Origin of the sequence: Sphaerimonospora sp. CA-214678 (assembly GCF_050942215.1) — a bacterium.
Classification (GTDB): Bacteria; Actinomycetota; Actinomycetes; order Streptosporangiales; family Streptosporangiaceae; genus Sphaerimonospora.
On sequence record NZ_CP192056.1, the window covers coordinates 3,221,760 to 3,235,547 of the forward strand.

General features: G+C 70.1%; 11 protein-coding genes. 9 read left to right on the plus strand and 2 right to left on the minus strand.

The window, feature by feature from the left end:
* Window positions 1–33 precede the first annotated feature (33 nt).
* From ACQP1K_RS14600 to ACQP1K_RS14630, 7 genes are all read left to right on the plus strand, one after another.
* Window positions 34–1,425, plus strand: coding sequence for a GH1 family beta-glucosidase (locus ACQP1K_RS14600; protein WP_433501556.1), 1,392 nt, complete (start codon window positions 34–36; stop codon window positions 1,423–1,425).
* Window positions 1,426–1,452: 27 nt separating this feature from the next.
* Window positions 1,453–2,472: a LacI family DNA-binding transcriptional regulator gene (locus tag ACQP1K_RS14605; protein ID WP_433501443.1), complete on the plus strand. Its 1,020-nt coding sequence runs from the start codon at window positions 1,453–1,455 to the stop codon at window positions 2,470–2,472.
* 447 nt (window positions 2,473–2,919) lie between these two features.
* Window positions 2,920–4,242 (plus strand): GH1 family beta-glucosidase, encoded by a 1,323-nt coding sequence (locus tag ACQP1K_RS14610; RefSeq protein ID WP_433501444.1) that lies wholly within the window; start codon window positions 2,920–2,922, stop codon window positions 4,240–4,242.
* Window positions 4,243–4,795: 553 nt separating this feature from the next.
* The gene (locus tag ACQP1K_RS14615) at window positions 4,796–5,683 is read left to right on the plus strand and encodes an aldose 1-epimerase family protein (protein ID WP_433501445.1); all 888 of its coding nucleotides are present in this window, start codon (window positions 4,796–4,798) and stop codon (window positions 5,681–5,683) included.
* Between the two features lie 63 nt (window positions 5,684–5,746).
* Window positions 5,747–6,730 carry a phosphotransferase family protein gene (locus ACQP1K_RS14620; protein WP_433501446.1) on the plus strand — a complete coding sequence of 328 codons (984 nt, stop codon included), beginning with the start codon at window positions 5,747–5,749 and terminating at the stop codon, window positions 6,728–6,730.
* Between the two features lie 85 nt (window positions 6,731–6,815).
* On the plus strand, window positions 6,816–8,060 hold the full coding sequence (locus tag ACQP1K_RS14625) for an FAD-dependent oxidoreductase (RefSeq protein WP_433501447.1): 1,245 nt from the start codon (window positions 6,816–6,818) through the stop codon (window positions 8,058–8,060).
* Window positions 8,061–8,109: 49 nt separating this feature from the next.
* Window positions 8,110–9,447 (plus strand): class II 3-deoxy-7-phosphoheptulonate synthase, encoded by a 1,338-nt coding sequence (locus tag ACQP1K_RS14630; protein WP_433501448.1) that lies wholly within the window; start codon window positions 8,110–8,112, stop codon window positions 9,445–9,447.
* Between the two features lie 77 nt (window positions 9,448–9,524).
* On the opposite strand, the gene ACQP1K_RS14635 is transcribed toward ACQP1K_RS14630, so the two are convergent.
* The gene (locus tag ACQP1K_RS14635) at window positions 9,525–10,262 is read right to left on the minus strand and encodes a GntR family transcriptional regulator (RefSeq protein ID WP_433501449.1); all 738 of its coding nucleotides are present in this window, start codon (window positions 10,260–10,262) and stop codon (window positions 9,525–9,527) included.
* 151 nt (window positions 10,263–10,413) lie between these two features.
* Between ACQP1K_RS14635 and ACQP1K_RS14640 the strand changes: the two genes are divergently transcribed.
* Window positions 10,414–11,409, plus strand: a complete 996-nt coding sequence (locus tag ACQP1K_RS14640; protein ID WP_433501450.1) for a Gfo/Idh/MocA family protein — start codon at window positions 10,414–10,416, stop codon at window positions 11,407–11,409.
* Window positions 11,410–11,525: 116 nt separating this feature from the next.
* Here ACQP1K_RS14640 and trxA read toward each other — a convergent pair whose 3' ends face one another.
* Window positions 11,526–11,900 carry a thioredoxin gene (gene trxA / locus ACQP1K_RS14645; RefSeq protein WP_433501451.1) on the minus strand — a complete coding sequence of 125 codons (375 nt, stop codon included), beginning with the start codon at window positions 11,898–11,900 and terminating at the stop codon, window positions 11,526–11,528.
* A gap of 149 nt (window positions 11,901–12,049) precedes the next feature.
* On the opposite strand from trxA, the gene ctaD reads away from it, so the two are divergent.
* Entirely contained in the window at window positions 12,050–13,732 is a 1,683-nt protein-coding gene (gene ctaD, locus ACQP1K_RS14650; protein ID WP_433501452.1) for an aa3-type cytochrome oxidase subunit I, read from the plus strand.
* The last annotated feature ends 56 nt before the right edge of the window (window positions 13,733–13,788 follow it).

The following is a 13,788-nucleotide window of genomic DNA, read 5'->3' on the forward strand; positions in this document are numbered from 1 at the left end:
GGCACACGACCCGAGACCCAGTCCTCAGGCCTGATGTTCCCGACCGGGTTCGTCTGGGGAGCCGCCACGTCCGCCTACCAGATCGAGGGATCGATCTCGGCGGACGGGCGGGGGACCTCGATCTGGGACACCTTCTGCCGCCAGGACGGCCGGATCGTGGGCGGCGACCACGCCGAGGTCGCGATCGACCACTACAACCGGTACGCCGAGGACGTCCGGCTGATGGCCGATCTGGGACTGACCGCCTACCGGTTCTCCGTCTCGTGGCCGCGGATCCAGCCCCTCGGCTCCGGGGCGCACAACACCAAGGGCCTCGACTTCTACAAGCGGCTCGTCGACGAGTTGCTCAGCTACGGCATCGACCCCTGGCTGACCCTCTACCACTGGGATCTGCCCCAGGCGCTGGAGGACGCCGGGGGATGGCCGGCGCGCGACACGTCGAAGCGCTTCGCCGACTTCGCCGCCCTCGTGCACGCCGAGCTCGGCGACCGCGTACGGAACTGGAGCACGGTCAACGAGCCGTGGTGCGCGGCCTTCCTCGGGTACGCCTCCGGAGAGCACGCCCCCGGACGGCGTGAGCCGGCCGCGGCGATCCGCGCGGCGCACCACCTCAACCTCGCCCACGGCCTGGCCGCACGGGCGATGCGCGCGCAGAACGCGGACTCGCAGATCGGCGGGTGCGTGAACCTGTACGCGATCTCCCCGGCCACCGGCAGCGAGGGGGACGCGGACGCGGCACGGCGCATCGACGGCCTGCAGAACCGCTTCTTCCTGGACGCGCTGCTGAAGGGCGAATACCCCGAGGACGTGCTGAAGGACCTCGGTGCCGTCACCGACCTCGGCTTCATCGAGGACGGCGACCTGGCCACGATCGCCGCGCCCCTCGACATGCTGCTGATCAACTACTACAGCCGCTTCACCGTGTCCGGAGCGCCCGGCGGCGCGCAGTCGGCGTCGGCCGCGCCGACGGACTCCGGCTCGCCCTGGGTGGGCAGCGAGCACGTCGGGTTCGTCAACGGCGGCCGGCCGGTCACCGGGATGGGCTGGGAGATCGACGGCTCGGGGCTGCGCGAGGTGCTCGACCGGCTCGTCGCCGACTACCCGCGCCTCCCCCTCTACATCTCCGAGAACGGCGCGGCCTTCGACGACGTCGTCGCGGAGGACGGCACGGTCCACGACCCCGAGCGGGCCGCGTACATCGACACTCACCTGCGGGTCTGCCACGACGCCATTGAGGCGGGCATCCCGCTGCGGGGCTACTTCGCCTGGTCGCTGATGGACAACTTCGAGTGGGCCTGGGGGTACGGCAAGCGCTTCGGCCTGGTCTATGTGGACTACGAGACACAGATCAGGACAATGAAGTCGAGCGCCCTCTGGTACGCCGACGCCATCCGGCACGGCGGCCTACTGGGTCCGGCAGAATAAGCGCAGATAGGACGAGGGGGCAACCAGATGAACGGTGACCGCCGTTCGGGAGGTCGACCGACGCTCGAGGCGGTCGCCGCCCGCGCCGGAGTCGGCCGCGGCACGGTGTCGCGTGTGATCAACGGGTCACCCAAGGTCAGCGACAAAGCCCGGGACGCCGTGATGCAGGCCATCCAGGAGCTCGGGTACGTACCCAACCGGGCGGCGCGAACCCTGGTCACCAACCGGACGGACACCATCGCGCTGGTGGTGTCCGAGTCCGAACAGCGGGTCTTCGACGAGCCGTACTTCGCCGGGGTCATCCGCGGCATCGGCTCGGCGCTCGCGGAGACCGGTCTCCAGCTCATCCTGACCATGGCGCAGAACCGGCGCGAGCACGACCGGCTGGAGCACTACCTGACCGGTCAGCACGTGGACGGCGTCCTGCTGACCTCGGTCCACGGCGCCGACCCCCTGCCGGGACGGCTGGAGAAGATGGGCGTGCCGACCGTGCTCGGTGGCCGTCCCGTCGGGCTGAACCCGTACAGCTACGTCGACATGGACAACCGGGCGGGCGCCCGGCAGGCGGTCAAATATCTGATCTCCAAGGGCCGCGGCCACATCGCCACGATCGCCGGTCCCCAGGACATGGGGGTGGGTGTCGACCGTCTCGCGGGATATCGCGACGCCCTGCTCGCCACCGGCATGACCGAGCGCGTCGCGTACGGAGACTTCTCCGAGGAGAGCGGCGAGGCGGCGATGCACGAACTGCTGGAGCGGCATCCGGACCTGGACGCCGTGTTCACGGCCTCGGACCCGATGGCGATGGGCGCGCTGCACGTGCTGAAGGAGCGGGGCATGCGGGTGCCCGACGACGTCGCGCTCATCGGCTTCGAGGACTCCAAGTTCGCGCTGCACACCGATCCCCCGCTCACCAGCGTGCACCAGCCGACCGAGGCGATGGGCAGGCAGATGGTGCAGCTGCTGATCGCCCGGATCAACGGTGAGCCGCTGGAACAGCCGGTCGTGATCCTCGACACGCACCTGGTGATCCGCGCCTCCGCCTGACGGGGCCGCCGTAGGACCGCGGCGCTTCCCACGCGCCGACCGCCCGGCGGCGGAACCCGCGCCAGCCTCGCTTCCCTTCCGGAACGCGAAGGTCCGGCGAGCCCCCTCGGCATACCCGAGCCGCCGATCGCCCGCCACCCGTTCTCCCGCGGGCCTCGGCGAACTCGATCTCACCGAGTCCGCCGAGGCCCGGGAACCGCGGATCCTCTCCAGAAACCGCCGATCCTCTCCGGGCACGGCGACCCTCTCCGGGAACGGCGGACCAGGGCGGATGCTCGGGCCTCTCCCGGGATTGACAGCCATGACAGAGCCATTTAGGCTCCCTCGTGGGAGCGCTCCCACGTGCGACGAGGCGGCGCCTCGATCAGGAGAGTGCTCCCCCATGACGGCCTGCGCCGCGGCGTTCGAGCGCCCGGAAGAATTTCTAGGTGAGATGGGAATGACGCGATGAACTCTCCGGCGCGATTTCCGGACGGATTCGTCTGGGGAGCCGCCACCGCGGCCTACCAGATCGAGGGTGCCACGACCGAGGACGGACGGGGGGCATCGGTCTGGGACACCTTCTCGGCCACGCCCGGCAACGTCCGCGACGGCGACACCGGGGAACCGGCGGCCGACCACTACCACCGCTACCGCGAGGATCTCGATCTGATCGCGGAGCTCGGCCTCGGCAGCTACCGGTTCTCGATCGCCTGGCCGCGGATCCAGCCCACGGGCACGGGCCGGCCGAACCAGAAGGGCCTCGACTTCTACCGGCGTCTGGTGGACGGCCTGGCCGAGCGCGGCGTCAGCCCGATGGCGACGCTGTTCCACTGGGATCTCCCCCAGGAGCTGCAGGACCGGGGCGGCTGGGAGAACCGGGACACCGCCGCCCGGTTCGCCGACTACGCCGAGATCGTGTACGACGCCCTGGACATCGGCGACTGGCTCACGATCAACGAGCCCAAGACGATCGTGCAGAGCGGCTACCAGTTCGGCGACCACGCACCGGGGGTCAGCGACGACGCCCGCGCTTTCGTCGCCTGCCACCACCTGCTGCTCGCCCACGGCCTCGCCGCACAGGTGCTGCACGACCGGCACCCCGGGCGGCGGATCGGCCCGGCGCTGAACCTGCATCCCACCTATCCGGCCGACGACACGCCGGAGGCGGCGCGGGCGGCCCGGCACGCCGACGGGCTGGAGAACCGGCTCTACCTCGACCCGATCTTCAAGGGCCACTACCCGGAGGACACGCTGCGGTGGATCTCCGAGCGTGGCCCGATGCGCGACCACATCCTGGAGGGCGATCTCGCGACCATCAGTACACCCATCGACCTGCTCGGCGTGCAGTACTACACGCCGCACTTCGTCGACGGCGCGGGCGAGCGGGTCTTCAAGCACCCCACGGCGCAGGCCGAGTGGCTGGAGATCTATCCCGAGGGCCTGTACGACATCGTGACCCGGCTCACGCGGGACTATCCGCGGGTGCCGCTGGTCATCACCGAGAACGGGCTGTCGACCCTCGACGGACCGGGCCCCGACGGCCGGGTACGCGACGAGGGGCGCATCGCCTTCCTGCGGGACCACCTCGCGGCGCTGTACCGCGCCCTGGAGGAGGGCGCCCGGGTCGAGGGCTACCACGTCTGGTCGCTGCTCGACAATTTCGAGTGGGCCCAGGGATACAGCCAGCGTTTCGGCATCGTCTACGTGGACTACGCGACCCAGAAGCGGATCCCCAAGGACAGCGCGCTCTGGTACAGCGACGTCGTGAAGACCGGCGAACTCCGTTAGGTCGTCTCCGACGGTGGCGCCACCACCCCTGCCGTGATCTTGTAGTTACTGGCATACTCAACCGCCGACCTGCTGCTTCCCGTTTCGTGATCTTGCAGAAACTCGCACCGATCGGCCCCGACCAGGGCGGACAGCCTCACTGATCTTGCAGTGCAAGATCACGTACGGCGAAGCCCCTGGCAGGCCGCCCGGACGAGGAATTTCTGCAAGATCACGCACGGCGGAGCCGCAGGTGGAGCACTGAGCCTGCGAGTAACTGCAAGATCACGGCTAGGGGTGGTTGGGGGTGAAATTTTCATTTTTGTGGGTGCGGGGACCTGTCGATGAGGTTCGTTACCCGTCCCCCTTGATTACGAGGATTTAGCCGCTCACGAGGCACCTAGCCGCAATTCCGGGAATTAGTTGACCGTCCAGCCGTAAGGCGTTAACTTGGCGTGTCGTGGGAGCGCTCCCACAGCATGGTCCCCGCCTTGGATCTATGGCGGAGAGCTGGACTAAAGTCCCGTGCGTACTTGACCTGATTCATGACGTCTGTCAGTGAGAGGACTCCCCTGTGCCCGATCACACCATCCTCGGCGGCGGTTACCACGCCACGATCAGCGAGCGGGGCGGAGCCCTGCGCGGGCTGCGCCACGGCAGCCGCGATCTGGTGACGAGCTGGCCGTCGGACGGCCCGATCCCCTACTACAGCGGCACCGTGCTCGCGCCGTGGCCGAACCGGGTCGTCGGCGGCACCTACGTCTTCGGCGGCCGCCGCCACGTCCTGCCGGTGAACGAGCCCGATCTGGGCCACGCGCTGCACGGCCTGGTCGCCGACCGGGTATGGGAGTGCGCAGAGGTGTTCTCGGCCGAGGACGACCACGGCTTCGTACGGCTGACGCACATGATCGAGCCGGCCCCGGGCTACCCTTTCAAGATCGCGCTGGAGGTGCGGCACTCCGTCGCGGCCGACGGTCTCACCACGACGCTCACGGCGCAGAACGTGGGCGACGGCCCCGCGCCGTACGGCTGCGCCCCGCACCCCTGGCTGCTGGCCGGCCCCGACGTGCGGGAGTACGAGCTGGAGCTGCCGATCGAGCGCGTGCTGGTCACCGACGAGTCGCTCGCCCCGGTGACGCTGAAGGACGTGTCCGGGACGCCGTACGACTTCAGGGCGCCGCGTGCGCTCGGGGACACCGCGATCGACAACGCCTTCACGTCGATCGGCGCCGGCCGTGCGCGGGTGCGCGGCCCCGAGGGCGGCGTGGAGATCACCTGGGATCCCGCCGTGATGCCGTGGGTCCAGATCTGCACCGGAACCTACCTCGACCACCGGGGGCTGGCCGTGGAACCGATGACGTGCCCGCCGGACGCGTTCAACTCCGAGGCCGATCTGGTCGTGCTCAACCCGGGCGACAAGCACGAGGCCTCCTGGACCATCGCCGTCTTCGACGACAACTGATTCCTCCGAACCCCACTCCGAGGCACGGGACACCGAACAATGCAGAGCAGGACGAAAAGGCCGTTGTCCACTGACGAGCTCAAGGCGCTCGTCCGCGACGGGCTGGGCGCCGACGTGGTGTCGGTCACGGAACCGGCCGGCGGCTTGGCCAACGCGGTGTGGCGGCTCGGTCTCGACGACGGACGGCAGGTCGTGCTCAAGGCCGGGTCGCCGCCCGGGATACGCCTGCTGACCTACGAGCGACACCTGCTGCGCACCGAGGCCATGGTCTATCACCTGGTCGCCGGGAGGGGACTGCCGATGCCGGCCCTGCTGCACGCCGGGTTCGACGATCCGGCGCTCGGCGGCGGCGACTACCTCATCCTGTCCGCGCTGAACGGGACGCCCTGGAACCAGGTCTCGCTCACCCCCGAGGAGGAGGGCGCGCTGCGGTTCGAGCTGGGCCGCCATCTCGCCCGCCTCCACGAGGTGTCCGGCACGGGCGTTTTCGGTTATCCGTACGCCGGCCTGACCGGTCACACCTGGCGGGACGCCTTCCTCGTCATGATGGGCGCGCTGCTGGACGACGCGGTCCACTTCGACACACCGCTGCCCGCGACGATCGTGGAGATCGCCGGTCTGGTCCACACGAACTCCGACGTCCTCGACGAGGTCGTCACGCCGTCGCTGGTCCATTTCGACGTGTGGCCGGGCAACGTGTTCCTGACCGAGGACAGGCGGGTGGAGGGTCTGATCGACCACGAGCGGGCCTTCTGGGGCGACCCGCTGGCCGACTTCATCACTCCCACGATCTTCGGCGAGCTGCGCGAGGGCGATCCGCTGCTGGCGGGCTACCGCGAGGCCGGCGGCGAGGTCGCCCTGACCCCGCAGGCGCGGACCCGGCTCGCCCTCTACCGGGTCTACCTCTATCTGATCCACCTGGTGGAGCAGGGGCCCCGGCAGTATCCAGAGGAGCACTTCGGCACGATCCGCGACCTCGCCACCCGCTCGCTGGCCGGCTCCCTGGAGGTCCTGCGCGCCCGCCGCATCGCCGGCGTCAGCGTCTGAATCCAGCCACCTCCAGGGAAAGGATTCCGTTCGGGTATCGCCGCTCGCAGATGCGTTATGCGATGATTTCATCGGGTGATGAATTATGCGTACGACATGCGTGATCGCGGGCGGCGGCCCGGCGGGGGCGATGCTCGCGCTGCTGCTGGCCCGCGCCGGGGTCGACGTCACTCTGCTGGAGAAGCACGGCGACTTCCTGCGCGACTTCCGCGGCGACACGATCCACCCCTCGACCCTCCAGGTGCTCGACGAGATCGGGCTGGCCGAGGCGTTCCACCGGCTGCCGCACCGCAAGGCGTACCGCATGGCCATCGAGGCCGACGAGGCGCGGGTCCCGATCGCCGACCTGCGCGCGCTGCACGGCAGGTACCGCTACATCGCGTTCGTCCCGCAGTGGGACTTCCTCAACCTGATCACCGCGGAGGCCGCCCGATATCCCGGCTTCCGGCTGCTCATGCACTCCCGGGTGACCGGCCTGATCGTCGAGGACGGCGCCGTCCGGGGCGTGCGGTACCGGGACGAGAGCGGCGAGCGAGAGGGCACGGATCGCGAGATCAGGGCCGTGCTCACGGTGGGCGCGGACGGGCGCGGCTCGGACGTGCGGCGGGCCGCCGGGCTGCGGCCGAAGGAGTTCGGCGCGCCGATGGACGTGGTCTGGTTCCGCATCCACCGCGAGCCCGGCGATCCCCTGCAGCCGTTCCTGCGGGCGTCGGCCGGGCACCTCATGGTGGCGATCAACCGGGAGACCTATTGGCAGCTGGCCTACGTCATCCCCAAGGGCGGCTACGAGGAGCTCAAGGCGCGGGGTGTGGCTGAGCTGCGCCGGACGATCGCCCGGCTGCTGCCGTACCTGGCGGACCGGGTCGGCGAGCTGCGGGACTTCGACGACGCCGGGTTCCTGCGCGTGGCGGTCGACCGGCTCACCCGCTGGCACCGCCCCGGCCTGCTGCTGATCGGGGACGCCGCGCACGCCATGTCGCCCGTCTTCGGCGTCGGCATCAACCTCGCGGTGCAGGACGCCGTGGCCGCCGCCAACATCGTCGGGCCCGCCCTGCTGCGCGGCGAGGCCCCCGAGGCGCTGCTGGCCCGGGTGCGGCGCCGCCGGGCCCTGCCCACCGTGGTCACCCAGACCGCCCAGCGGGTGGTCCAGCGCCTGCTGATCCGCCCGGCGCTGACCCGGCCAGGGCGGCCGGCGCTGCCGCCCGACCTCACCCGGCTGCCCGTGATCAGGGGCCTCGTCCGGCGCTTCATCGGTCACGGCGTGCTCCCCGAGCACGTACGCCTGCCGGAGCGCGTACGTCTCCAGGCTCGGCAACGAAGATCTCACTAATTGGACGGATGGCGGCCACATCCGTCCCGGTGCAATAACCTTGTGTGCCGTGAGCGCTAGCAGCAACCTCGACACGTGGCGTGAACTGCCCGCCGCGCAGCAGCCCGACTGGCCCGACCGCGGCGAGCTCGACAGAGTCGTCCGCGAGCTGACCGAGCTGCCCCCGCTGGTGTTCGCCGGCGAGTGCGACAAGCTCAAGGCCGAGATGGCGGCCGTCGCGCGGGGCGAGGCATTCGTGCTGCAGGGCGGTGACTGCGCCGAGACCTTCGCCGGCGCCACGGCCGAGAACGTGCGCAACAAGCTCAAGACGTTGCTACAGATGGCGATCGTGCTCACCTACGCGGGCCGCGTACCGGTCGTGAAGATCGGCCGGCTGGCGGGTCAGTTCGCCAAGCCGCGGTCCAAGTCCACCGAGGTGCGCGACGGCGTCGAGCTGCCGGCCTACCGCGGGGACATGGTCAACGGCTTCGACTTCACCGCCGAGGCGCGCCGCCCCGACCCCGGCCGCCTGCTTCGGGCCTACCACTCCTCCGCGGCCACGCTCAACCTCGCCCGGGCATTCACCAAGGGCGGCTACGCGGACCTGCGGCAGGTGCACGCCTGGAACCAGGACTTCGTGGCCGGGTCCCCCGCCGGACGGCGCTACGACCAGCTCGCCAGGGAGATCGACCAGGCGCTCGCGTTCATGCGGGCCTGTGGCGCCGAGCCCGAGGAGTTCCAGACGGTCGAGTTCTACTCCTCGCACGAGGCGCTGATCCTCGACTACGACCGGGCTCTCACCCGGATCGACTCCCGTACGGGCCTGCCGTACGACGTGTCGGGGCACATGGTGTGGATCGGCGAGCGCACCCGCCAGCTCGACGGCGCGCACGTCGAGTTCTTCAGCAAGATCCGCAACCCGATCGGCGTGAAGCTGGGCCCGACGACCACCCCCGAGGACGCGATCGCGCTCATCGAGAGGCTGAACCCGGACAACGAGGCGGGCCGGCTCACGTTCATCAGCCGCATGGGCGCCGGCCGGGTCAGGGACGCGCTGCCCACGCTGGTGGAGAAGGTCAGGGCGAGCGGCGCCACCGTCGCCTGGGTCTGCGACCCCATGCACGGCAACACGTTCGAGGCCCCGAGCGGGCACAAGACGCGGCGCCTGGACGACGTGCTCGACGAGGTGGCCGGGTTCTTCGAGGTGCACCACGCGCTGGGCACCCACCCCGGCGGCATCCACATCGAGTTCACCGGCGACGACGTGACCGAGTGCGTCGGCGGCGGGCACGGCATAGTCGAGGAGGACCTGTCGCTGCGCTACGAGACCGCCTGCGACCCGCGGCTCAACCGCAGCCAGTCCCTCGACCTCGCCTTCCAGGTGGCCGAGCTCTACCGCTCGGCCTGACATCCCGTCCACCGTGCCCGGCCGGCTCGCGCCGGCGAGCGGGCGCGCGGGCGGGGCTCCCGGCCGACGGAGCCGCGTCAGCGCTGGTCGACCATGACCTCGATGCTGTAGTCCCGCGCCCGGTAGCAGTGGTCGCCGTACTCCACCGCGCTGCCCACGGAGTCGAAGGCGACCCGCGTCATCGTGAGCACGGGGTCTGCGGCTTCCAGGCGGAGATGACCCCGTTCCGACGGGGTCGGGGTGCGCGCGCCGATCGTCTGGTGCGCGACGACCGGACGCACGCCACGCCGCCGCAGCACGCCGTACAGGCCCCCGGACTCCAGCTCCGCACGCGTGACGTCCAGGTGGCCGGGGGGCAGCCAGTTGCGCATGACGGCCAGCGGCCGATCGTCGGACAGGCGCAGCCGCACGATCGACAGCAGCTCGGCGTCGGCCGGCAGGTCCAGCGCGGCCGCCACGCGTTCGTCGCACACCACCTCGTGGCCGAGGACGACCGTCGACGGCCGGCCGCCGGCTCGCACGAGGTCGTCGTAGAGGCCGGTGAGCTCGGCCCGCCGATGCACCTTGCGGTTGGCGACCGTGGTGCCGAGCCCGCGCCGCCGCACCAGCAGCCCCTGGTTCACCAGTTCCTGTATGGCCCGCCGGACCGTCGGCCGCGACAGGCCGAGCCGCTCGGCGAGCGCGACCTCGTTCTCGAACGGATCGCCCGGCTGCAGCCGCCCGCTCGCGATCGCCATGGTGAGCTGCTCGGCGAGCTGGTGGTAGAGGGGAACCGGGGATGAGCGGTCGATCGTCACGCCCACTTGGATTGCCACGGCGCAGAGTTTACCCCGAACATGTGCGTACGACATTACGAAAATATGTCAGGACAAACCCCTGACGGCGGTTCGCGGGTGGTCGCATTCCGCGGTGGAAAGCACCGATACGATCCCTTCTGCTGGTAAGCAGGGGAAGGGGAATGCACAGATGGAACCGTTGCGGCTCGGCGTCCTCGGCGCGGCCAGGATCTCCGCGCTCGCCATCGTCGCGCCGGCGCAGCTGACCGGCACCCGCCTGGTCGCGGTGGCGGCGCGTGACCGGCGACGGGCCGAGGCCTTCGCCGCGGAGCACGGCGTGGAGCGGGTCGTCGCCGCCTACGCCGATCTGCTGGCCGACCCCGAGGTCGAGGCGGTGTACAACCCGCTGGTCAACGCTCTGCACGGCCCGTGGAATCTCGCCGCGGCCGAGGCCGGCAAGCACGTGCTGTCGGAGAAGCCGTTCGCCTCGAACGCCGAGGAGGCGGCCGAGGTGCGCGACGCGGCGCGGCGCGCGGGGGTGACGGTGATGGAGGGCTTCCACTACCGCTACCACCCGGTCACGCTGCGGCTCCACGAACTGCTGGCCTCGGGAGAACTGGGCGAACTGGTCCGCGTCGAGACGATGACGGCGATCGAGGCTCCCGCCGAGGACGACCCCCGGTGGTCCCTGGCGCTCGCCGGCGGCGCGCTCATGGACGTCGGCTGCTACAGCCTGCACGCGCAGCGCGTCCTCGCCCCCTGGGGCGGCGGCGAGCCCGCCGTGACGTCGGCCAGGGCGGGTGAGCGCGCCGGCGCGCCGGGCGTGGACGAGTGGCTCGACGCCGACCTGGTCTTCCCCTCCGGCGCGACCGGTCTGGCGCGCTGCCACATGGCCGCCGACGGTTTGGAGATGAGCTGCCGGATCATCGGCAGCCGGGGCGAGGCCACCGCAATGAACTTCGTCCTGCCGCACATGGACGACCGCATCGTGATCGAGACCGGGGCGGGCCGCCGGGTCGAGCACCTCGGCAGGCGGCCGTCCTTCGCCTACCAGCTCGAGGCGTTCACCGCGGCGGTCCGGACGGGCACGCCGGTGCCCACCGACGCCGACGACGCGGTGGTCACGATGCGGCTGGTCGACGACTGCTACCGGGCCGCCGGGCTGACGCCCCGGCCGCGGATGTAGCGGGGGAGACACCGCCCGCGAACGATCGCCGGTGTCTCCGTACGCCGTGCCCGGTCCGCTGAGAGATCACGCAGTGATCGCCGCGGACCGGGGCGCGTTCCGCGGCGACGGCGCGATCACTGCGTGGTCTTGCCGCCGGTCTGGGCCGCCACCTCGGCGCGTACCGCGTCCATGTCGAGGGCGCGAAGCTGCCTGATCAGATCCTCGAGTGCCGTCGCAGGCAGCGCGCCCGCCTGGGCGAAGACCTGGATGCCGTCCCGGATCGCCATGATCGTGGGAATGGCCTGGATGTTGAACGCCTGGGACAGCGCGGGCTGCGCCTCTGTGTCGATCTTGCCGAACTTGATGTCGGCATGCCGCTCGGAGGCTTTCTCGTACACGGGCGCGAACGACCGGCAGGGCCCGCACCAGGACGCCCAGAAGTCGAGCAGCACGATGCCCTCTTCGGTGATGTCGTTGAAGTTCTTCTCGGTCACCTCGATGGTCGCCATGGGCGACTCCTTTCATCCAGTCCTCAGCGGGCATAACCAGCCGCGACATTCGGGCATTCCTCTTCGTGCGGTGATCGTGTGACCGGCGCGTGACGGGGCAGGGCAACCGGGGCAGGGGGACCTCCTTCGCCTTCGAAAGGAGCCGCCGCATGACCGCGCAGGCCACTCGGCCCGGTACGACGCCGGGACGGCGACGCCCGATCGGCTCGGCCGCCGCCTCCTGGCTGTCCAGCACGGATCACAAGGTGATCGGGAACATGTATCTGATCGCCTCGTTCGGCTTCTTCCTGCTCGGCGGCGCCATGGCCATGGTGATCCGGGCCGAGTTGCTCCAGCCGGGCATGCAGTACGTCGACCTGACCCGGTACAACGAGATGTTCACCATGCACGGCACGATCATGCTGCTGCTGTTCGCGACGCCGCTGTTCGCCGGGTTCGCCAACGCGATCATGCCGCTGCAGATCGGCGCCCCCGACGTGGCGTTCCCCCGGCTGAACATGGTGAGCTTCTGGCTGTTCCTGTTCGGCGGGCTGATGAGCCTGGGCGGTTTCGCGATGGGCGGCGCCCCGGCCTTCGGCTGGACGGCCTACACGCCGCTGGCCACCTCCGCGTACAGTCCGCAGATCGGGGGGGATCTGTGGATCATGGGGCTCGCCCTGGCCGGCGTCGGCACGATCCTCGGCACGGTCAACTTCATCACCACGATCATCATGATGCGCGCCCCCGGCATGACCATGTTCCGTATGCCGCTGTTCACGTGGAACGTGCTGTTCACCGGGGTCCTCGTGCTGCTGGCTTTCCCGGTGCTGGCCGCCGCGCTGCTCGCCCTGGAGGCCGACCGCAAGCTCGGCACGCACATCTACGATCCGCAGACGGGCGGCCCGGTCCTCTGGCAGCACCTGTTCTGGTTCTTCGGCCACCCCGAGGTCTACATCATCGCGCTGCCGTTCTTCGGGATCGTCACCGAGGTGATCCCGGTCTTCAGCCGCAAACCGCTGTTCGGCTACATCGGCCTGGTGGGCGCGACGATGGCCATCACCGTGCTGTCCGCGACGGTGTGGGCGCATCACATGTTCGCCACCGGCCGGGTGCTGCTGCCGTTCTTCTCGTTCATGACGTTCCTGATCGCGGTGCCGACCGGGGTGAAGTTCTTCAACTGGGTCGGCACGATGTGGCGCGGGCACCTGACGTTCGAGCCGCCGATGCTGTTCGCCGTGGGGTTCCTGGTCACGTTCCTGTTCGGCGGGCTCACCGGGGTGATCCTGGCGTCGCCGCCGCTCGACTTCCACATCACCGACACCTACTTCGTCGTGGCCCACTTCCACTACGTGGTCTTCGGCACGGTCGTGTTCGCGATGTTCTCCGGCTTCTACTTCTGGTGGCCGAAGCTGACCGGCAGGATGCTGGACGACCGGCTCGGGCAGGTGCACTTCTGGATGGTCTTCGTCGGTTTCCAGGCGACGTTCCTCGTGCAGCACTGGCTGGGCGTGATCGGCATGCCGCGGCGGTACGGCGACTACTCTCCGGTCGACGGCTTCACCCTGCTCAACCAGATCTCCAGCGCGGGCGCGTTCCTGCTCGGCCTGTCGAACCTGCCGTTCCTGCTCAACATCTGGCTCACCGCTCGGCGCGGCGCGCGGGTCACCGCCGACGACCCCTGGGGGTACGGCAACTCGCTGGAATGGGCGACCTCGTGCCCGCCCCCGCGCCACAACTTCGTCTCGATCCCGCCGATCCGGTCGGAGCGGCCCGCCTTCGATCTCCACTATCCGCGCCTCGGCGGCGAGCCCGGCCAACCTCCCGAGACCAGACGCGACGTGGTGGACCTATGACGCCGTGGACCCGTGACGCCTATGACGCCCCCGACCCGTGACGTCCGCCGTCCGGC

Excerpts from the sequence above, each read along its gene's own strand:
- trxA (WP_433501451.1), bottom strand. The coding sequence starts at position 11,900 with ATGGCGACCATCGAGGTGACCGAGAAGAACTTCAACGACATCACCGAA.
- ACQP1K_RS14610 (WP_433501444.1), top strand. The coding sequence starts at position 2,920 with ATGAACTCTCCGGCGCGATTTCCGGACGGATTCGTCTGGGGAGCCGCC.
- ACQP1K_RS14605 (WP_433501443.1), top strand. The coding sequence starts at position 1,453 with ATGAACGGTGACCGCCGTTCGGGAGGTCGACCGACGCTCGAGGCGGTC.
- ACQP1K_RS14600 (WP_433501556.1), top strand. The coding sequence starts at position 34 with ATGTTCCCGACCGGGTTCGTCTGGGGAGCCGCCACGTCCGCCTACCAG.
- ACQP1K_RS14640 (WP_433501450.1), top strand. The coding sequence starts at position 10,414 with ATGGAACCGTTGCGGCTCGGCGTCCTCGGCGCGGCCAGGATCTCCGCG.
- ctaD (WP_433501452.1), top strand. The coding sequence starts at position 12,050 with ATGACCGCGCAGGCCACTCGGCCCGGTACGACGCCGGGACGGCGACGC.
- ACQP1K_RS14625 (WP_433501447.1), top strand. The coding sequence starts at position 6,816 with ATGCGTACGACATGCGTGATCGCGGGCGGCGGCCCGGCGGGGGCGATG.